This is a genomic window from Candidatus Tisiphia endosymbiont of Ceraclea dissimilis, assembly GCF_964030735.1.
In the GTDB taxonomy this organism is placed as follows: domain Bacteria; phylum Pseudomonadota; class Alphaproteobacteria; order Rickettsiales; family Rickettsiaceae; genus Tisiphia.
Genome location: NZ_OZ034917.1, coordinates 1,638,300 through 1,661,457 on the forward strand (window position 1 = coordinate 1,638,300; position 23,158 = coordinate 1,661,457).

Consider the following 23,158-nt stretch of genomic DNA (forward strand, 5'->3'; position numbering starts at 1 on the left):
TATTTAGCTCTTTTATCTCAGGACTTATCTCTTTTAATACATGTGCTTGACATGCCTTATATAGTTGCTTAGCCAGTATCCCCCTACCTGTGTTGTATCTTTTATCTTTTCTACTAGCTTGTCATCTGTTTCTATAGTATCTCCTGTATAAATTCCTCCTATCTTAAATCTACTGACATTATTTATATCTCTCGCTAAATTGCTTAGTAGTTCAGGTTGCTCCTTATGCAAGTTAGCTATCGTCAGGAAATAATGATCTTGCTCCTTTTTGTTATAATACTCTACTACCTCTTTATATTGCTTATACATATCAAGACAAAAATCTTTTTCTTTTTTTAATAGCTGTAAGACTTCACTCACTGATTTTGCTTCTTCTCTCCTCTCTTTGTTAATTACAACTCTTCTGGGTGTTACATAATCTTTGAATGCTTTTAGCCATTCTGCCCCTAATAAGTTAACTACTCCCTTTTCATCTTCTAATTTCATCTTATCTTTTAGTTGTTCTATATTATATTTTGGCTGTAGTTTAACTATTGTCTCTATTTTACTCTGATACTTAGTAAACAGTGATTTAATATACTTTCCATGATTTTCATGATTTTTGGTCATCCCATCAATATTAGTTCCTTTTATATAAGGTCTTATTTCCTTATTATTCATTAAATCATCTAAATAACCTTGAACAGTTTTAAATTGTTTATTGTCTTTAATTAATACCCCTTGTTCTTCTATTACCTTTATATCTTGAGCAACTTGCTTCTTACAATGAAGCTGACTAAATTTAAACATTAATGGTGCTACCCTACCCTTTAGCTCTGACGTATTTCGCTTTAATTCTTTAATTAATAATTCTTTTTCCCATATATTGTATTTTGCTATATATAAACTATCTCTTTTTATATTATCTAATAGATCAGGCTGACTGTCGTACACTCTACTTTTATCATTTATGCTCTTCCCCTTCATTTCCTCTGATACATTATAAGTTAAGCTCTGATATTCCTTAGATATCTTTAAGCTTAATTCCCTATCTTGCTCGAGGCTATTCAATAATCCGTTAACTTCTTGTGTTTCTTGCCGTTCCTTTTCTATTTTATTAAATTGTGGTATTATCCAATCTCTAAAACTATCAACCCGCATTTTCTCTACTACCTTTACCATATCATTATATTTTAATGGTTTTATTTTATGTTTTAGATATTCTATAGTTAACTTATCATTAAATTTCTGTATTTCATCTATCCTATCCTTATATACTTCAAATAGCACCCTTAATTCTTTATTCTTATAAGCATTAATACTCACTATTTCTTTCAATGCTTGCTCTAAGCCTTTTCTTTCCCCTATCTTAATAATATTACTTAAACTACCTGCATTATATGTTTTTAGTTCTGCTAATTCTTCAGTCCATTTATTTATCAATTCAGAATCATGGTTTTGTCCTTTATATTTCTCTACTATCTTTTCTATTCTTTCCTCATAACTAGACCTCTTGCAAAACTCTACTTCTGCTGGTAATTTGTACGTCGATGCGGTACTCGAATCCTCACGTACGCTAGAGTACGCTGCGGTTCTGCGTTCCGCGTCTCCTTCAAATTCCTCAGCATAAGCGAGTTTTGAAAGAGGTCTATTATTTTTTATCTTAATTGGTTTTATAGGTGTAGGTTGTGGCAAATCATTAAACTCTTGCTTTTTAGTCCTTTGTACTTCTGGCTGTAGTTCTTGTTGTAATTTTTGCATGTAGGTTATATCTTGTACTACTAAACTTTGCCACAATTTACTACTACAAAGATTATCATAGATTTTGCTAGCTATTTTTACTTTATCATCATAGTCTAATTTATTGCTTGTCTGACCTCTAGCTTGCTTTACTTGGTAAGTTTTTATTTGCTCGTATATTTTCTGCTCAATGACTTTTTGCTGACTTTTAATTATTCTACCTCTTAGCCCACTTAATTGCTCTTGATGTAACAAGCTTACGTCCCTAACCATAATGTGATATAGCTCTATTCTATCGCTACCGTACAACTCTAAACTTTTGATGTGAGATTGATAATGCTCATCATCACCGAAGCTATGGTGAGAACCAACCTGACTAATCCTGTGCTTTTGCTCATACTCACTTTGCAATTCATGTATTAATTCTGGTAGTTTTAAAGATTCTTTATCCTTAATTTTACCATTTTTGGCTATAGCAACTAATGTATCTCGATATATACCATCTTGTAATCCTAAAAATTCATGTTTACTACCGTCCTTTCCTGTAGTTTCAGCATATTTCATATAGTATTTAGCTTCTGGTGAGGTAAGCTTTTTTTGCCAGTTAAATTCTGTTGTAGCTTCTTGTATTATTTGTTCTCTTGTAAGTAGAGTACCAACACTTCTAGCTTGCCACAATATTCTTTCTCCTATCGCTAATTCTTGGGATTGTGGTAGTAATTGCTGTAGTCCTGCTGCAATAGACTGACTATTATGTAATAAAATATTTTGCTGCTGACCGTTTCTAATAGCTTCCTTGAGATTATCTATATTTAAACCTGCTGGTAATCTCTCAGCTAAATCCCATTTTTCTGGTAAGATGTTTTCATTGATAGTGCCATTAAATTCTAACCTACTTGGATCAATGATGGTTACATTACCAATACGACCATTAGCCTCATTAATCATCTGTCCTATTGTTTTAGCTGCTGTGATACCTGCTTGATCATTATCAGCCCAAATTACTATTTCCCTACCGGTAAGTTGTTGCCAATTTGCTTTACTTGCTCCATTACTACCACCTAGCCATGATAGTACAATATAGTCAGGCAGTAATTCTTGAGCTTTATCACAGGTCTTTTCACCTTCTACTATCAATATAGTCCTTTGCTCATCTTTTATTTTATCTATATGATAGATTGGTTTATAACCATTATCACTAAAACCCTTTAATTTCCATGCTTCTTGATTTAATGATTCATTGTGGCAATAGCTAACTGGTAGTACTTGCTTCTTACCATCTTGACGACTGACCAATCTCACTGTTAAACCTATCAGTTGCTTTTGATTATTTCTGTAATAATATATGCCATCAACAGTGTTACTTTTTAGCAGACCAGCCAAATGAATTTTTGGATCGAACTTAGGTGCATAGTCAGGCACGTAAGGTTGTGCATACCATTCATTAATTGGTTTCGTTATTACCTCTTCATGCCCCTTACTCTCTTGTGGTTGCTTATTATTATTTCTTTCGTTGTCATTATGATAATTATAATAATTATTTTCTTTAGCACTAATGCCAGCTGTCAACGCTACTCGTTCTAACGCTTCTAATTTACTACAGCATAGAGCCTTCTGAACAAAAGAAAATATATTACCTCCTTCTCCAGTGCTATGACGAATCCACAACCCTGTTCTTAAATTCATAGTTAAACTACCAAGACTAATTTCAGAACTAGTCTTTTTAAATCTTACATTGTCACCATTAATTCTTCTAGCATAACTCTCAAAAATATTACGATAATTATATTCGGTTAAACTTTGCTTAACTTCATTAAAGTCTAATCTGTTATTTCGAGTTGCATTAACTCTATTATATTTGTTAGTTTTATCTTCATTAGTTTCTGTTTTAACTTTACCTTCTATTGTTTCTGTTTTATCTATTTTAATTGGTATGCTACTAATTACTTCTCTCTGATTTTCACCTTGTATGTCAGATGGTTCAATTGATTCAGCCAATTTTGCATTATTATTGGCATTATTAATATATCTATAATATTCATAAAGAAGACCTCGCAGCTCGTCTGTTTTTACTATTGCTGCCAAATTTTCTATATTTAATTTGCCATCCTTTTGTAAAAGATCAAGCTGATCTAAAAAGCTCTGTTCATATTCATTAGGCAAACTAGCAGTTAACAACCTTATTTCTCCTGCTAAACTTACAAGTAACTTCTGATAATTTCCTGCTGTTAGTTTGTCTTGCAGTTCTTGTGCTTTAATTGCCCCTTGTTCATAATTTCTAAACCTTTTGGCTATGACCTCGAAATTGCTAATAGCATCTTTCCGACGCCGGCTAATACCAAGAACTGTACTAAAGCCAATACCTCTCAAACTACCCAGTAAATTAGGATTTTGCTTTACTTTAGAAATGGCATCTGCTAATTGTTCATACCGACATTCTACTAACAAATTTTGCCATTTCTGCAATATTTCTGGTATAGGGGTTTTATATATACGGCTTAAGAATTCTGGGAATAATTGCTCCCGATAATGAGTTACTTCCTTTAACTCTTTTTTTGTCTCTTGATGTTCAACGTTAGTCTTCTCTAATAGCTCAGTTTTTTCTATTAATGACAACTTAGTTTCATTAATAAATTCATGCAAGTCAGCTAAATTAGTAGTAAAAATATTTAACCAATCAGTGTTAATATTGCTTGTACTAACTATCTCTTGGCTATTTAATATATTTGGTACTGTAATATTTTGCGTCCTTAAACCATAACAAATTTCCATCATCTTTCTCCAATGGTTACTTGTAATTAAGGTCGCTCCTTGATTGATCTTTTTAAAAAAATACTTATCAGCTGAATAACCAGCATGCTTTTGAATCGTCTGATAATTTAAATCAAGTTGGATAATTCTATCACCCATACTTACTTGATCCTTAATGTCAGAATTATCAATAGCTTTATCCTTAACACTACCGTGATAATTATCACAAATAATTTTAGCCCATTGTTTTAACTCCTTCTTGCTCTCTGCTAGCTCTTCATATGTAGCTGCAAGTATCTGCCTATCATGTTCTGAGAGATGATTCCAAATAAGCTCATTTCGCTTTTCTCTTGATAATTTTGACCATAATATTTTTTCACTATTTTTATTAATAGGAGTCTTTTGTAATTCTACTTTTTTAAATTCCTTGCTAGATGGTAGTTCAGAGGGAGTGGTTTCCTCCTGAGTAGATCGATTAAGTATTAAACCATATGAATCTATAGTAATTTCTCTCGCATTTTTTATCTCTACATTAGCAGTTGTGGTTAATCTTCCATATAATCCAGCCAGTTTAATAGGTCTTTCTTGTTGCTCTTGCCATTCTTGCATTTTACCGTGCAAATCAAATACTACTTGTCTAAATTCTAGATAATTCTTAATGACTTGTTCATTAGGACTTAATTTATCAAACTTACGATAATTAATTGCTAAATTATTATTGACTCTTTTACTGACCCCTATAGTTAAACCAATATACCAGCTAGGCACCGGTTGTTTTCTTCGTTCTTTACCTTTACCTTGTAGGCTATATCCTTCTACACTAAATCGTACTCGTCCTTTTTCCGCATCTTCTTCCACTCTCTTATAAACAATATCTTCTAATACATCTTGAGCTGCATACAGATTTACCTCGTATCTGTACCTACTAATTAGCACGTTAAAGGCTTCATAACCTATAGTAGATTCATAATATACTTTCATATAATCCACCGTCTCACCTTGCAACTTATAACCAGTCACCGCATAACCATGTTTAAACCTAACTGGATATAGTGAGTCAGCTGTATCAATCTTGACTATCTTTTTACTGCCATCTGCTTTATGTACAAACAAATTCACTATGCCATGACCAAATTTATCTGGAGCAGTAAAATCTATAACTGTTGCTAATTCGCCATTTAGTACTCCATAAAAGCCCTTATATTCTGCCTTATTACTGACGAAAACTATTTGCTCACCTCGCAATAATTCTACCATCTCATGACCAGATTTAAAGTTGCCACCCAATCCCTTTAAAATACCAGCCTGTTTTAGTCTTTCTCTTACTTCTATGTTAAAATAGTTCACCGACACATTAGTATAAGCACCTATTACTATCGATCTAATCGATACTAAATCATCCCTGGCTAAATTCTTGGCTTGTACTAGATACTCACTAACATAATTTTCTACCAATGCTTCTTTAGTTATTTTCTCATTCTTATAAATATTAAATATTTCAAGTTCTTGGTAAATCGCTAATGCTTCTTCTATTTTATAAAGACCCATTAGCTTGGTAGCTTCTCTCTGTAGTTCCCTAGTATATTCATCGGGATGTTTATGACGCATTACTGCAGTTAATTTACTAATATCAGTAATAGTGCATATCTTCTTAAAAGCACCTGCCATACCAATAGCAGAAAGCTGATTGTTATCACCTACTATTATGACTTTTGCCCCTGACTTTAATACTTGAGTTAGCAAATAATCCATATTCGCCAGCTCAATTATGCTTGCTTCATCTATGATGAATACGGTCTTATTGTCTAATTCGGCACTAACATTTTTCTGCTGACTAAAATTACTCTCCACTCTATCTGGATATTGGTATTCTCTTTCTGTATAATAATCAGTTCGTAAAGGCAACTCGAACTCATGCCCCCTCCTAGCTTCTTGCCACTCTTTACGCCATAGTGTTGTATTCTTTGCTTCAATGCCAGTAGCACCTTCCAGAACTTTTGTAGCACTACTACTTTGGGCAGTCCCTACTACCCGATAACCAGCTTTTTGATATTGTCGTACTATTTCCCGCATGACAAATGTCTTACCAGCTCCTGGGTATCCTTCCAATACGCTAATATCTTTACCACATACAATATCTATTATTGCCTTGCGTTGTTCCTCTGTTAAAGAATGATTTTGTTCCTTGATTAGCTCGATCTGTAACCCAATCTTGTTGTTTACTACCTCCTGCACAGCCATCCCAACTTTTTGAATACTGCCAATTAATTTATCTTTCATAGAACCTATTGCCCTATCATCAATAAACAAATTATGGTTCTGACTGTGCTGTAACTCTTCTACTGTGGTAATAAATCTCTGTTCTAACTTTACCCTTTTGGTTAATGCATACAAAGTACGACCTTTTAAATCACTAGGATTTATTAAACTAATCTTATCAGACGCCAACAAATTACTATAGAGTCGCATAAATTCAGTAGAATATGCTTGATCCAATAGCTCAACATTTGATAGTCCTGTACTATTATGACTGCTATGATCAATAGTAGTAATACTACCAGTAGTATTACTACCTTCTACAATACTAGTGCTAGATAGCTCACTATCTTGCTTACTACTACCATCTGCTAAAATAGTTAAATCTTGGTTAGGACTTTCCTTTACATTTTCTGTTACTAAACTTTCTGTTAGTAAATCTTCTACTACTAATTGTTTGCTTATTTCTCTTAAACGTTGCTGAAATCCTTGTTTATTACCGCCATCTAATTGTTTATCTGTTTGCCCTAACTCAATATCTATAGTTAACGCATCAGATAAGGCTATAGCAATTTCTTCCCTAGTAAAAACTGGCTTATTAATCGATAATTTATCAAATACTAACTCTGGATTTGTTCTAATCTTGGCAGCATTTTTTTTTAGTATTTGTTCATTTATTAATCTTAATTTTGAGTCTTTTATATAGTGGGCTGCTCCTTCATGGATAGTTGGTACTAAATCAATGCCCCGTGCCTTATGAGATAAATGTGATACCCTATCTAAAGCCCCATGTTTTTCTAAATACAAATTGATGAAATGAGCTACATTTTCTCGGTAATAATATAAAAATTTTCTCCTTCCCCAATCACGTCCTTTTTCACCAAAAACTACTTGGTCATTTTCCAGTGAACGTATTAGTTTTCTGGTAGTCATTTGAATATGAACATGTGGATTATCTTCACTGTCATAATGAATGTTTATATCTGCTACCATGCCGTGACTAACTAAGCACTCTAAAGCAAATTGTTCGATAAGTTCAATATTTTGTTGTAGGGTTAATTCTTTCGGTAAAGCTATGATTAGCTTTCTAGCTGTTTCAGCATTTTTTCTTGTTTCTACACTTTCTGCTCTGTTCCATAATTCTTGTCTATCATATACCCAACTAGGAGCGTCATCTGGAGCTAGAATTATGCTATGAGCAAGTCCCTTTCTACTGGTAGAACTATAGCTAATAGTTTGTTTCTCTTTTGTACTATTATCAGTTGTAATAAGCTGCAATTTACTTCTTGAAATATAGCTACTTGCTGCAACGGCATTATGTCCCTTGCTTCTTTGTACTTCTGATTTACTACAATGATATATTGCCATACTATCTAAGCCGTGAGTTTTGGGTAATAGCAAAGGCAAGAACCGAATCTTTGAACGCAGGCAAACTAGGTTTACCTAGTTTGCCCAAGTGCGCCTATCGGAATTCCAGCTGTCAATGCTAAAACCTTGGACGTAAATAAATCAGTTTATTTTGTGTGGTAAGATTGATATAGGCAGCAGAATCTCCCTTGTGGCTAATGGACAAGGTGTCGGCAGGGAGAAAAAGTAGATGGATATGTGTTTTACAAGCATTGCGAGGAGCTACTTTAGTGGCAACGAAGCAATCTAAAAAAATGATTAAAATGGATTGCTTCGGAGGCTTACGCCACAACTGTTGAAAGTTAGAAGAGGAAGCGGTTTTAGACCGGATAGTTTAAAAGTCGTATGTGGTCAACGTCATTGCGAGAAAGACCGTAGGTCGACGAAGCAATCCATAAAAGTAACCAAAAATGGATTGCCACGACCACTACGTGGTCTCGCAATGACAGAAAAGCTATCTAAAACCCGCTTTACCTGTATGATTTATACACCTTGTTACAACAATAATGTAAGAGGAAGTATTATCTAGTTGCTAAAATTTTGATTTATAGAGATTATAACAATAACAATATTAGGAATATAAATAATGACAGGCAATGGATTCTAAAGTTCAGCTTCGTCTGGGTTGGATTGAGCTATATAAGCAGTCGAACCATGCAGGAAAGGTATGTACACATTATGGCATTTCACGTTTTACCTTGCGTAAGTGGTATAAACGTTATGAACTACTAGGTGAAAAAGGATTATACGATATTAGTAGTATACCAAAAGCTTTTCCTCTTCAAAAAAGAAGTGAAACAAATGAAAAGCTTATAATTAATTTAAGGAAAGAAAGAAATTTAGGTGCTAGACGTATTCAGAGTGAATTAAAACGTTTATATGGCATCTCATTTTCTACAGCTACCATTCATAAAGTGCTTAAAAAATATGCAGTAGCACCACTACATTTCAAGCGTCATTATCGAAAACAACTCAAACGCTATAGCTGTAAAGTACCTGGAGAAAGAGTACAAATGGACGTTTGTAAAATTACTAAACATTTATATCAATACACTGCCATAGATGATTGTACCAGATATAAAGTTTTAGCTTTATATAAAAGACGTACTGCAGAGAATACTTTAGATTTTTTGGATCAAGTTATGGAGCGTATACCTTTTCCTATACAACGTATTCAAACAGATAGAGGGCAGGAATTTTTTGCTTATGTGGTACAAGAATATTTGCAGAAAAAGAAGATCAAGTTTCGCCCTATCAAACCATTATCTCCTCACTTAAATGGTAAGGTAGAAAGAACACAAAGAACAGATTTAGACGAATTTTATAGTAGCACTGATGTTAAGGATCAAGAGCTTCAGAGTAAGCTTATGATTTGGGAAGAGTATTATAATAAGCATCGATCGCATAGTTCTCTGCATGGCAGAGTTCCATGGGAAAAATATAAAGAACTCGAGCATACTATTCCTTCTATAGAAAAAGTACATAAAAGTTATGATTCTTCAAAAGAAACTTTTGCTATACAAAATTACAAATACGATCAGGTATTTAAAGCTGCTATTAAAAATAAAGGGGTATTTCCAGATGATAAATCAATTCAAAAAATAATATTTTTGGCATTGACAAACGCCCAAAAGAAGTGGACAATGCCAATTAAAGATTGGTCAGTTGCCTTAAATCAATTTGCCATACTTTGTGGTACTGATGACCAAAAATGGGAGAATGTCGATCAAAGATGGACTAATTCTGATATCATACTTACACAATCTTTCTGATAGACCCTACAAGTCGTAATTTCATCTGACAATTACCTTGTAACAAGGTCTATGAATCACACACATCAAGCAAGCAAATATATGTACTCACTACTCATTCATACCTAATAAGGACTAAAATCTCATTAATCATCAAAATGATTAGCTGTTTCTATAATAATACTATTATTAGTACTTTCTACAATATCTGTTAGTGATAAGTAAGAAGTAATTTTGTGCAAAGCTAATTCAGGTAAATCAGATATTGTTGTTTTCTGTGCTTCATTAGTGTTTATATCATTTGATAAACCATATTGTACAATACCAGTAATTTTCCAAAATTCTTCATTAATAAAATTATGTATATGACATTTTATTATCTTTATTTCATCAGCACTATAACCAATTGTTTTAAGATGATTTTGCAATATAGTTGAAGGATTTGCTAAAAATTGTTGTATTGTTAGCAAAGTCTCCTTGATTTTTATTCGATCTTCTTTTGCTAAATCAAATGGTGTTTCATTTCTATCAGAAATTTCCTTTATGAAAGAAACAATTTCTTCTAATTTTTTATTACGATGCAAAATTTTTGCTAATTGTTTTTCCTCATCAGCTTTTATCCCATCATGGACACTAAGACTTGGGGTCAATATAGTTTCAAAATCATTGCTCTGTACAGTACCTAAATTAAGCGTGGTAAGGATTGTATTACCTTCTAGAGTTTTAATGAATTCTTGTAATTGTTTATTAGGTATCTCAATCAACTTGCCCAATTCTATATTAGATATCGTAAAATCGCTATTAATAATATAAGGCGGTTGAGAATAAACAAAATTTGGGATATAGAGATAAAATTCAATATTAAGGCTTTTAAGGTGTTTACTTTGTAATAAATTCATCACTGCATTATCACTTGGCATGGAGGATAACAGAAGAGCTTTGATATTGCTTTGTGCAATAGCTGTGCTATCTGCTTCAGTTACTTCATAACCTCTGATATCAAGAATCTCGATATTAGGGTTCAATGTTGCAGATTTTAATATATCACTTGTAACATTATGCCGTAAATCAATATATTTAGCTTTCACTGATAACACTAAATTCTCCATTTCTTTACCTGTTATACCACTAAACATAAGATATAGGTGGTTAATATTAATCTTAGACAAAGCTTCAAAGTATTTTTTTCTATCATTAATATATAATCCACTAATACTAGGGTAAACATCTCCTTGACTATTCATTAGTGTAGGAATTATTTCTTCTACAGTCTGTATCCTTGTAGATACAATACTTACCTTGTTTAATGATAATACCATAAATCCTCCATATATTATTCGTAATTAATCATTGATCTTGTAACCAATCATCATTTGTTGTAATCTACACTTAGCACCTTGTCAATTCTTACCTGCTACCCCCCTTAGTCTGTTCAATTTTGTCTCCCCACTTATTATAGCATATTTTTGATCAACCACTAATTGGGTTTTTAGTAAAATTTTAACTATATTATCGTGGACTTTGCCAGCAAAGATTGAATCGTTGTAGATATGTTGGTTTAGATGTCCAACAAATTCTCCAAAATCTTTTATTGGTCTGCCTTCTTTGATGGCGTCACTTTGTTCTTTTTTGTAAAGTACTTGCGAAATATGTAACATTGCTTGCAAATCAGCTTTACTACCACCATTTGCCTCAGCCTGGGTTATTTCGTCTTCTAAATTTTGGAAGAGGTTTGTCTAAAATTGCTTTTTACTGCACTATAATCCTCGCTTCTTCCACCATTCATCGGTTTTGTATTTGTTTGGTAATTGATCCCAGTCTGTATCAAAAATATCTTCTAAGCCCAATTCTTCCTCTACCCAGGCAGCCCATTCTTCACCCAAATCTTTTGGCAGAATTTTCCCACACCATGGACAATAACTAATGGGTTGTCTTGTTCCACGAGAGTCATTATGCAGCCAAAGATCATAAGATCTAGTTTCCGGACTATATTCTAGTAGAGTATTACTTTGTGTGGCATAATACTCCATTTTTTTACAACAATGTTTCATTTATTTTATACCGATAGTATCCTTAAATTTAATTACAGCTCCTGTTCTACTTTTCCATTTATCTATTACTTTTCCTGTTAAATCTATATCTGCCTCATGTATTAGCTCCCCGCCTTTTTTTATAAATTGTTTCCAATGTTCTCCAGCATGGGCCCTATCTCCACTTATTTCTTTTGAATACCATATTTTATCATTGTTTGCATCTCTATAAAGCTTACCATATCTAACGTCTCTTCTTATTTTATCATGATTTCCTTCTTTGCTTGGATCAAAGGAGTTTTGCTCTTTATCTTTATTCTTCTTATCATCATCAGGTTCGAAATCATTTGGATCTGATGGCATAAAGAAAGTAGCAGACACCTTCTGCTGTTGTTTGCTTGTAGATGGTTTATTACTACTATCATCATGTTTTCTTTTTTCAAAGTCATTTGATACATTAAACTCATTTATTGGCGGTGCAGTAAGGGCAATAAGTGTAGTTAACAGCATTCCACCATCCATGTGTTCAACTAGCCATTTAATAGCCTCGTCTTTAGGATTAGCCGGTGTCCTACTAAACGCAGGGGTACCATCTACAACTGCCTCATTCTTACCAATTTCTGCACTACCAAGAAGCCCTATACCACGACGTGCAACAGAACTTGCCTCAGCTTCCGATATACCAAATAATTCCTTAATACCATACCACCAACCAGAATCTTTAGACTCATTTTGCTGTTGATTGGTGGCTATCGCTATTTCTACCAATCGTTGTTTTAAATTATCATATCCTCCATGCTCCTCTATTTTCTGGTTGATTTCTGGGTTATCTTGAATAATCTTCTGTAACTTAACATCTAGCTCATCCTTAGTTTGACTGGTGGCAAGCAACTTTGTTATCCCATCTTCAGTCCATTTAAACTCAGTTGATTCAGCAGCTGACTTGTTGCTAGCTGGTATGTCTGAGTCGAATGGTTGATTATCCTTAGTTTGACTAGGTTCTTCACTACGTTCTGGATGAATTGGTAGTTCAGGGTGGTCTCTAGTTTTAGCAACTTGTTATTCCTTACCTTCAGCCCCATTAGCCTGTTCAATTTTGTCTCCCCCACCTATTATAGCATATTTTTGTTCGACCACTAATTGGGTTTTTAGTAAAATTTTAACTATATTATCGTGGACTTTGCCAGCAAAGATTGAATCGTTGTAGATATGTTGGTTTAGATGCTGAGCAAATTCCCCAAAATCTTTTATTGGTCTACCTTCTTTGATGGCATCACTTTGTTCTTTTTTGTAAAGTACTTGCGAAATATGTAACATCGCTTGCAAATCAGCTTTACTACCACCATTTGCCTCAGCCTGGGTTACTTCGTCTTTTAAATTTTGGAAGAAAATGAAATATTTCTGTTTATTTTTAGTAACCTGCTCATCTTCTCCATCTTGTGCCAGCTCTTCCAATCCTTCCAGATTTTGGTAGTTTGCTGCAAATTGCTTCTCAAACTCTTGAATCTCAGCTGGACTGAGCTTTGAACCAAAATGCCAGTCATTACCTCTATCAAGGTTTTTTCCTAATTGTTTGGTATTTATTTCAGCACCAAAGATATTTGCCGTTTTTGCCCCTTTGATGATCACATCCTTAGCTGCTTGTTTTATATTATCAAATATACCAGAAAAATAATGCCCTATCATTTTCGGTAGAGTCTTGCTTAATTCATCTTTAGGGATTTTTGTAATATCTGGTGGTCTCTTTGCTGCTTCTTTGGTACCAAGCACAGTTTCCAACATATCACCATGCACTGTGCTATCAAAACTGGCTTGCTCTTCTTTGGTAATTTGTTTATGTTGAGATATATCACGGTTTAACTGATCACCGCTGATAGAGCCACTAGTAACTTGTCCCTTACTTATGGTGCTGCTGACAACTTGCTGATGATCTTTAAACTGAACTTTTACCGGTGCATGATGAAAAGAAACATCTCTTTTACCTTTACCAGTTTCTTCCTCAGTGTGCTTTACTTGAAAATTTGCCCCAATGCCCAGGGTCAATCCTTGATCATAATCATGGATAGTTTTAACCACCATCCTGCCACAATTGACACTTAAATTACCTTTATCAGTCAGCTTACCATTTTTATCTTCTTCACCATTAGCAATCAAACCACCAGCAATTTCTAATGTTTCTTTTACTATGATATTTACTAGTTGTGAGCCGATGATACGTGCTACTTGGCTAGTCCAAGCTTTTTCCTTAAACCCGCTTTCTACTCCACCGCCAAATCCTGTAAAGTTATATTCTTTGTTAAAACCGATATTTAGGTTAGCTCCCATTAATCTCTCAGATACTATATCTTGTACTGATTCAACAACTAGATTATTAGCTTTGATATCAACTTTCATCCCTTCTAAAGTGACACCTTTGAATTTGCCATCACCTGACAGGGTGATTTTTAAATTACCACTGGCTTTGATGTAATTAGGATGGTGGATAGTACTAGTTGATTCGACATTTTGAGTAGATGCCGATAAACTGCTATTTACCCCAGTATCTAAATCAATCTCAAGATCAATAGAGCTAAAATCATATTGATAGTTATATTTATCACTACTAGTTTCAAAGGTAAAATTAGTAGCAGCAAAATCGACATCTTTCGCTGTCATCTTCACGCCTTGAAAACGAATATCATCTTTAACATGGGCAATGATCGTTTCACCATTAATAATATTATCTACGGCTACGGTAGAACAGGTCATTTCTTCACTCTGACTGGCAGATAAATATGCATACAACCCAACATTTACTGCATTAGTTGGTAACATGGCTAATGATTTATATGCATCGTAGGCTTTAAAAACTCGATCAAGATTATCAACAACATGGCTACCTTTCTTGGTAACCAACATTTTAACTTTATCTATAACGTTGGTGACATTTTGCTTAACAGCAAGCTTTATTCCTAATTCAGCATGCTGCTCAATATGTTTGGTGATAGTCTCAGTATCATAGGTTTTTGCTTGCCAGTTACGTGCTTCTACTTGAATAATTTTAGCAGATATATCCGAAGAAATTTGCTCAAATGTTCCGTCTTTTGCCATAATAGTTAGGGCATTAGAGGCTACTAATTCAGAAGAGTTTAAATGCTGATCCCATAATTTTTGCTGATCACTATCTACAGTTGCCGCTGCTCTAAACCCACCTTCACTCTTACCTTTGTGGTAAAAACCAACCTTAAAACCAGATTCACTACAGAAAATTAGTGATTTATCAGTATATTTTGAGGCTTCTAGCTTTAAACCATTGGGTACTACTAGATGAATATCCTGCCCAATAATCTTGCTGCCTAGAATATGCATTTGCCCACCAACTATTCCATAGAAAGTACCACCAGCACAGATAATAGTTGGTACGCTATCATGCCCTTCATTAAACTCTCTGACATTTTTGGTGCTATTAAATGTCATCGAATTACCATCAGATGACCATAGACTATAGGATTTCTTGTGATAGTCATGGATATGCAGATTATAACCATCTTTGACAGTTAGGTTACCGCCAACTTGCATTAATATATCCTGTTCAGCAAAAATCTGGGCAGTTTCTATAGTAGCATCCTGATCAATAACAATTCTTTGATTACCAGCATTGATCACTGTTGGCAGAACTGTTTCAGTGTGATCGTGACTACTCCAGTGAGTTCTACCTCCAAAAAATTTCTTTTTACCTTTAAATTCCACCTGCTTATCAAATATATCTTTCACATGACCAATTTTTAGATCCTTAGCATGCAGATTCATCTCTTCCGCTTCAATTAAGGTGCTAATAAATTCCACAGCTCTACCTGCGTCTATATTTAATATGCCGGCATTAATTTCCGATACTACATGCTTTATAGCGACCTCACTGGTAGTAGTTTTACCAGCATGATGACAATAGCTGGTCATTAAGGCAATAGGTAGTACCTTGATATTATTCTGACTGACTATTTGCAAATGATCTTTTATAGTGATTAAGCTACCGATAACTTCAATATTATTTGCCATCATATAAGCATTTTCTGCTCTCAGAACTGATTGTTTGATGACTGGTTCTTTAAAGTTAAAGGTTAAATCTCTCCCAAAAAAGGATTTCCATTTGATAGTTTTATTGACCTCTATCTCGTCAGCTGATAGCTTAATATCACCATCACTGCTTTTTAGCCCCAACTCACCACTTGCCTGAATTGTACCATGTACTTCAATGTCACCTGATGCCCCGAAAAATAAATTTTGTCCAGTAACATGCACATGATCAGTAACATGGCGTTCATACATTTTAGTCTTACTGCCAAACCAACTAAATTTTCTAATAAAATACTGCTCTACCTTAGGAATACCAAAGAATATCTTCCCTGAATCCACATGCACTGCCATTACTTCATAAGGAAAATCTACGTCACGATCTATGGTTACATCACCTTCTCTCTGCCTTAAATCTACTCGCTTGCTGCTATAAGGATAGAATAAATCAATCTTACCCTTACCAAGATCAATTTTAGTGATTTCTGAGAATTCTAACCTAGTAGGCACTATTTGGTCATTTACAATCATATCATATAATTCTGGTGCCTTAAGCCATGGTTTTAATGCTTGTAAACTAGCATGCCGAGCAGCCGATTCCTTAATAAACGATTGATCCATTATGTAATCTGCTTTTAAGCTACCTGAATTAGCTCTTAATAATGCCCCTACGCTTTTGAGATAACTTCCAGCATCAATATCTATTGCTCCAGCTTCAATCTTGCTAATGACGGATTTGATACCAAGATCATTAAATCCACCACTAAACATCGTAGCATTGTATAATGATAATGGCAGTAATTCTAAACCATCTTTCGTCTTAATAATTACCTGATGATCTTTAGCACTTAACCTGCTACCAATTATTGCTCCAGTATGGGCATCAATAATAATGCTTTGAGGGTTTTGCTCAGCTATTGCCTGAAAAATGCTAAGATCAATTTTACTACTATTAATTAAATGGTACTGAAACTCATTAGAAGAAGGGCTACTGTAACCTCTAGAATCTACTAAACCAAGTGCTTCTATTTCTTTAAATGGGAAGCCACATCTTACTAGCAAGTTGCCATTACTATCTCTAGCACTAGAATTATATAAGAATAAATTAGTTGGAAACTGGCTTAATGATATATCACTATTAATTGCTAAATAATTAGCTATGCTTCTAAAAAATAAATTATTATCAGATAAGATTTTACTACCATCAATAGTAATATTTTTCTGAGCATCGGTAAACATTTGAGAGGCAAAGACTTGAGAGTTACTGAACATTACATTACCCTCAGCATAATTGACTAATAATCTACTAATGATAGATGAATCACTAACCGAAATATCTCTACCCGCTACATTTTCCATTTGACGGCTGGCAATATTAGACTCCACTATTCTTAAATCTTGACCAGCTTGATTAGTAACTTGCTGACCAATAATATTAGATTTATCTACTCCAATATCTCTACCTGCCACATTTTCCATTTGACGACTGGCAATATTAGACTCCACTATTCTTAAATCTTGACCAGCTTGATTAGTAACTTGCTGTTCAATAATATTAGATCTAACAATAGCAATATCTTTCCGAGATTGGAAACTACTAGTCTGTCCAGAAATATTACTATCGGTTATATAAATATTATCACTTCTATAGCTTTGATCAGTTACCTGTGTATTAGATCTATCTACTCTAGTATCTCTACTCACCACATTTTTCATTTGACTACTGGTAATATTAGACTCCACTATTCTTAAATCTTGACCAGCTTGATTAGTAACTCGCTGTTCAATAACATTAGATCTAACAATATCAATATCTTTCTGAGATTGAATACTACTAGTCTGTCCAGAAATACTACTATCGGTTATATAAATATTATCAGTTCTATAGCTTTGGTCAGTTACTTGGATATTAGAGCTATCTACTCTAGTATCTCTATCACTGACAACCTTTAACAGGCGGCTACTTACCTGTGAATCACTAACCGCAATATCTCTACCCGCTACATTTGCCATTTGACGACTGGTAACATTAGACTCCACTACCATTAAGTCTTGAGCAGTTTGATTAGTAACTTGTTGAACAATAATATTAGTTCTAATAATACCAATATCTTTCTGAGATTGGATACTACTAGTCTGTCCAGAAATATTACTATCCATTATATAAGTATTATCACTTCTATACCTTTGATCAGTTGCTTGGATATTAGATTTATCTACTCCAATATCCTTACCACTGGTCATTTCTAATAGAGCCGATTGCATCGATGAAGCTCTCAGCATAATATCACCATTCTCACTGACAATCACAGTCTTACTGGTGGTAACATTACTACCAGTTTGGATGTAATGTCCTATTGTGTGAGCTAGAAATTGAATAGCATTGATGATAGTATCTCGTATGTAAGAGTCTGTCTTAGAATAAGTAACTAAACTATTGGTATTAAAATGAGCACTAATATCAAGACTTCCTTCAATAGCTAAAAGTTTGATTTGTTTAGCTGTGAGTGAGCCTCTTGCTGATAATACGCCAAAGAGGCTATATAACTCAATATTACCATCGATAACTTTAATATTGCCATGAAAGCTTAAACCTTGACCAGCCCTGATAGTTAAAAAATCTTGCATTGCACAATTAATACCAGCAATAATTTGGCTAGTAGATAAAGCTCTATCCATTGATTGAACTAAGCTAATTTTTCCAGTAGCTTTTTCAATAACTATATTATGATCAAATCCAGCAAAAAAACCATCAATGCTAATGTGAGATAGATACTGAACATTAATTTGAATTAAGTTATATTTACTATCAATAGGCTGGCAAATAATCTGTCCGAGTTTCACACTACCACTAATATTAAAACTATTTAACTTGGCTAAAATTGCATCTATTTCAACTTTCTTATTACCAGCATTCTGGATGTGCAAACCAAAATAACCATCCCTATCAGAACTAATATTATCTCGTCTGGCATCAAGATTAAGGTTTAGTTTGATAAATTTTCCTTTATAATCGCTGAAGATAACTATATGACTCCTTCCTTCACTATCTAGATCAAATAGTTCGGTAGGTCCTTGAAAATTAGCTACGATATTACCTATTAACCACAAACTATCAATTGTTGTGGTTTTAGCAGAATGTTTACCAAAAAATACTTTTCCTTGAGCCGCTTGATATTTTAAATGTCCTATTCTTGATTCGTTGAGATTTAATTGTAGGCAATTAATGATTTCCATCTGCTCAGCTATTAAAATGCCTGGAATATCAATGACGCTGGCTCCTTTAATATTGATCTTGTCAAATTTAACGATACCATAGGGCATTTCGATCTTTTTCTCGATTGCTCGACTCACATCAATATTTAGGTCTAGCCCTTGAAACCTACCATCACCATCAGCCCTAAATTCAATGAATGAATAAACATCAATATAGACCTTGCCTATCGGTGAGATAAATGATCCAATATTAGCTATTTCTGACTTAACAATAAACTCAGTACTGAGATTCTGAAAATTAGATAATTCTTCTATTTCTTCAGCTATTAATTTACAAACTCCACTACCAGACTTAACATTCTTAAGCGATAGGGTTTTTACATTTTCGCAAGAAAAATTAGTTATAATAGCAACATTTTCTAAACAAACTCTTAGTGGCTTAATATTTTCTGGTATAATTAGAGTGCCGATGACCGCTCTTGTTTCATCATTACCTTTTATTGTTAGCTCACTATTTAAACCATGTAATTCAACAGATAAATTATTTTTTACCCTACCACCTATCCAGGTAAGTTTATTACAGAAAAAATCAGCATTCAAAGCCTGACAATTTCTAAAAGTAACAGAATTGTTATTATGTTCGTCTTGTTGAATTACCAAAAACCTATCACCATCCCGATAAAACTTATTATCACTAACTGTAATACTACGAAACTGCCTGAAATCTGCATCTTCAACAGATAAACTACTACGATTGAGGTTTTGGGTAAGAATTACTAAATCGGCAGGAGGACCTGTAAGCGTAGTAGTACTATGCCAATATAATGGCTTATTATCTCGTGAGAAAGGTAAGATACAATAAATAGTATCAGTAGGGTCTATTAAATTATTATAAATCCTTATATAATCAATATCTTCATTATGTAACTCTAAAACTGCTTTATCACTGCTTACATAGAAATCAAACATCTCGCTACTACCCCACTATCTCAAAAGTTATTAAAACTACTTATTGAGATACGAATAAATTGTAAATACACCTTACACATTGCATTTAAAGGTTGCAGAAAAATAACTAGCGTCATTGCGAGGAGGCATAAGCCGACGAAGCAATCCAAGAAAATGATTAGAAATGGATTGCTTCAACCACTACGTGGTCTCGCAATGACGGTGTATTGTAGTGTGGCTCCTCGCTAATAGACGCCGGTTATTTTTCCACAATTTTTAAATCACCACGGAGTTTATGCGTAAGGTGAGTTATAAATTTAATTAAGCTCTGTGTGAACACTATCCCCCATCAAATTTTGCTGATAGAACATAGCTAGTACCCCTGCATCATGCTCTACAGCTAAGTCGATTGACGTATGCCCACTAGTATCTGATAAATGAATATCAGGATGGTGGTTTAAAAGAGCCTCAGCTAACTGGGCTTTTTCTGCAAAACTTGCTGAACTCTCTAACAATATATGGAAAGCTGTTTTACCTTCACTATTCTGTTTATTAACATCAATATGATTTTTTTCTAAAATCTGTATAGCTAATTGATGGTTATTATTTTGACAAGCAAGATGCAGTAAATTATTACCATTATTGTCTGCTAAAGATTCTACAAGCGATATAAACCCAGAATCCTCAAGCAACTTCTCGATTACCTTACTATTCTCTATTTGGGCTAAATTGGCTAATAAACTAGGTTGCAACTTAATTAATTTTACGGCAATATTAGCTTGTGCCTTATCTGCTGACAATTTGACCACTGACATTAAATCGCTGGTTTTTAACAACAATTTAGCAATCTCTGTTTTATCTTGTTCTAATGCAAGATATAGGGCAGTTTTATTGTCATTTATTATTAGTTGTGTACTATCAGCATTTAAAGCAATTAAATCCTTAATCATCTGTGAATTATTTTCTACCAAAGCCTTTTGCATAACTATTTTACTATCGGCTCCCTTATTCAACAAAGACTCTGCTATTGCCAGCTTATTTTGTAACAAAGCATGGTATAAAGGACTATTACCTTGGGCTTCTAATTTATTTAGCAATTCCGGGTTAGCCTCTAATATCTTAGTAACGTTCTTTCCATAATTTTTGCTAATAGCATTTTTTAACTCAAGCTCAAAATTTGCTCCAAACTTTTTCAACAACTCTATCCCTGGCTTATCATCCGTTAGCACAGCTAGTTGTAACGCAGACAACCCCTTGGTTGTTAGTTGATTGATCGCCTGAGGATTAGATCGTAATATTTGTTCTGCTGATTTATAGCAACCATGCTTTAATGCCAATTGTAATAGGCTGTAACCTGAATAGCTAACCTGGCTTAATTCTGCTTTATGACTAAATATTTTGTCAAGCATCACTGCATCATCTTTTAGTACCACATCTAAGAGCGATTTAGTAAAATCTTGCCCTGTGGCAAACATTTTATTAATGAAATTGCTATTACCTGAATTTAACACTAACTTGAAGATAGTTAGATTGGCATTGCTAATATTGAAATCAATTTTATTAGCTATTAACAAATCAAATAAAGCAACATCATTCCTGCTCAAAGCCAATTGGGTCAGAGATTGACCATTTTTATGTACATAATGCGGATCAAAACCATATTGTTTGATAGCATTAATTACTGAAACAGAATCTGCATCACCATTGCCCCAAAGTTTCTGTAGAATATGAGCTTTTTGTTTAGCATTTAATGCCTTAATATTATCACCAATTTGGAAACTATTTATCTGGCTTTGCAAACTATTCTCCTGTGACTGCAACCCTGCTATTTTTTGCTGTACTTCGGTAATCTCCCGATTCTTTTGAGCGATTTCTTGGTTCTTTTGAGAAACTTCCTGATTCTTCCAAGAAACCTCTTGGCTTTTTTGAGAAACTTCCCGATTCACCTGAGCAAGCTGCTGGCTATCTTGGGAATTGCGTGTTACCAACTCATCTCTATCATTTTGATATCTAGTAATATCCGAAACCATGTCAAGCATTGCGGTGATGTTATATAAAATCTCGTCCAGCAGGCGGGAATTTGGTGTTAATAATTCACACTTCTCAGCCCCTTTCTCAACCTCTTGAATTTTTTTGTTGATAAGATCTCGTATTTTCATAAATTTACTCCAAATTTAATTGTGCTAATTCACCAATCAGCTTAGCAGCTAGCTGATCATTTTCCACCATTCCTGTGGTAGATGCTGAATTCTCTTGATAATCGCTCAAATATCCATGTATTTTACTTACTAAAGCCTGTTGACCATTAAGTTTGCTTTGTAATGTTGCAAGATTATTTTGCTTACTAGTGAGATTACATTGAATATTACTAAGACTATATTGAGTACTATTAAGAGTACTTTGCTTACTAGCAAGATCCTTTTGAGCATAATAAAGATTATTTTCCTCATTAGCAAGAGCCTTGTAAGCTTGTGAGAATTGTGAAGACAACTTACGAGAATGTGAGTAATGCTTACCATAAGAAGATATTGCATTATCCTCCATATTTTGTAAAGTACGGTAATCTCCATCAATATCCATCACTGGAGCATCGCTTAAACTATTAAATTTATTTTTTACTATTTCTAATCTTCTTAATACTTCTTTTCTTGTGCTTAATTCGTATTCACTTAATCTTTCTTTTGCCATAAAACCTCTTTAATTTTTTTACTTCAATAATCTCCGAAACTACTTATATAGCTGCCCGTTAAAGTTCTAGATAGCTTTTCCGTCATTGCAAGCAGTAGCGAAGCAATCCATTTTTAACCATTTTCCTGGATTGCTTTGTCGGTCTTATGCCCTCCTTGCAATGACATTTAGGAACTTATAACAATATCAAGAAACTAATTTGTGGTTGCTATATTATTTCTAAAAATCCATATATTTTAATAAGGTATAAAATATATTTTGGTATGTAAAGTATATTTTATAAAAAATTAGTGAAATATTTAGTTTAGTGGCAATTATGCAATGATTATATAATTTTAGTTG

General features: G+C 33.8%; 8 protein-coding genes and 1 pseudogene. 1 reads left to right on the forward strand and 8 read right to left on the reverse strand.

The window, feature by feature from the left end:
• Positions 1–33 precede the first annotated feature (33 nt).
• Positions 34–8,094 carry a MobA/MobL family protein gene (locus tag ACQH1V_RS07780; protein WP_425360380.1) on the reverse strand — a complete coding sequence of 2,687 codons (8,061 nt, stop codon included), beginning with the start codon at positions 8,092–8,094 and terminating at the stop codon, positions 34–36.
• Between the two features lie 635 nt (positions 8,095–8,729).
• Here ACQH1V_RS07780 and ACQH1V_RS07785 point away from each other — a divergent pair.
• Positions 8,730–9,671 (forward strand): annotated as a pseudogene (locus tag ACQH1V_RS07785) (IS481 family transposase); the annotation flags it as partial.
• Between the two features lie 359 nt (positions 9,672–10,030).
• On the opposite strand, the gene ACQH1V_RS07790 reads toward ACQH1V_RS07785, so the two are convergent.
• From ACQH1V_RS07790 to ACQH1V_RS07820, 7 genes are all read right to left on the reverse strand, one after another.
• Complete coding sequence (locus tag ACQH1V_RS07790; protein WP_425360381.1) at positions 10,031–11,203, reverse strand: hypothetical protein; 1,173 nt, start codon at positions 11,201–11,203, stop codon at positions 10,031–10,033.
• Between the two features lie 81 nt (positions 11,204–11,284).
• A complete protein-coding gene (locus ACQH1V_RS07795) occupies positions 11,285–11,542 on the reverse strand; it encodes a hypothetical protein (protein WP_425360382.1) in 258 nt (85 codons plus the stop codon).
• A 99-nt stretch (positions 11,543–11,641) separates the two neighbouring features.
• A complete protein-coding gene (locus ACQH1V_RS07800) occupies positions 11,642–11,935 on the reverse strand; it encodes a DUF6980 family protein (protein WP_425360383.1) in 294 nt (97 codons plus the stop codon).
• Positions 11,936–12,805: a hypothetical protein gene (locus ACQH1V_RS07805; RefSeq protein ID WP_425360384.1), complete on the reverse strand. Its 870-nt coding sequence runs from the start codon at positions 12,803–12,805 to the stop codon at positions 11,936–11,938.
• Positions 12,806–12,973: 168 nt separating this feature from the next.
• Positions 12,974–20,149 (reverse strand): hemagglutinin repeat-containing protein, encoded by a 7,176-nt coding sequence (locus ACQH1V_RS07810; RefSeq protein ID WP_425360385.1) that lies wholly within the window; start codon positions 20,147–20,149, stop codon positions 12,974–12,976.
• 296 nt (positions 20,150–20,445) lie between these two features.
• Positions 20,446–22,287, reverse strand: a complete 1,842-nt coding sequence (locus ACQH1V_RS07815; protein WP_425360386.1) for an ankyrin repeat domain-containing protein — start codon at positions 22,285–22,287, stop codon at positions 20,446–20,448.
• Positions 22,288–22,291: 4 nt separating this feature from the next.
• Positions 22,292–22,816, reverse strand: coding sequence for a hypothetical protein (locus ACQH1V_RS07820; RefSeq protein WP_425360387.1), 525 nt, complete (start codon positions 22,814–22,816; stop codon positions 22,292–22,294).
• Between the last annotated feature and the right edge of the window lie 342 nt (positions 22,817–23,158).

Excerpts from the sequence above, each read along its gene's own strand:
- ACQH1V_RS07780 (WP_425360380.1), bottom strand. The coding sequence starts at position 8,094 with ATGGCAATATATCATTGTAGTAAATCAGAAGTACAAAGAAGCAAGGGA.
- ACQH1V_RS07790 (WP_425360381.1), bottom strand. The coding sequence starts at position 11,203 with ATGGTATTATCATTAAACAAGGTAAGTATTGTATCTACAAGGATACAG.
- ACQH1V_RS07795 (WP_425360382.1), bottom strand. The coding sequence starts at position 11,542 with ATGTTACATATTTCGCAAGTACTTTACAAAAAAGAACAAAGTGACGCC.
- ACQH1V_RS07800 (WP_425360383.1), bottom strand. The coding sequence starts at position 11,935 with ATGAAACATTGTTGTAAAAAAATGGAGTATTATGCCACACAAAGTAAT.
- ACQH1V_RS07810 (WP_425360385.1), bottom strand. The coding sequence starts at position 20,149 with ATGTTTGATTTCTATGTAAGCAGTGATAAAGCAGTTTTAGAGTTACAT.
- ACQH1V_RS07815 (WP_425360386.1), bottom strand. The coding sequence starts at position 22,287 with ATGAAAATACGAGATCTTATCAACAAAAAAATTCAAGAGGTTGAGAAA.
- ACQH1V_RS07820 (WP_425360387.1), bottom strand. The coding sequence starts at position 22,816 with ATGGCAAAAGAAAGATTAAGTGAATACGAATTAAGCACAAGAAAAGAA.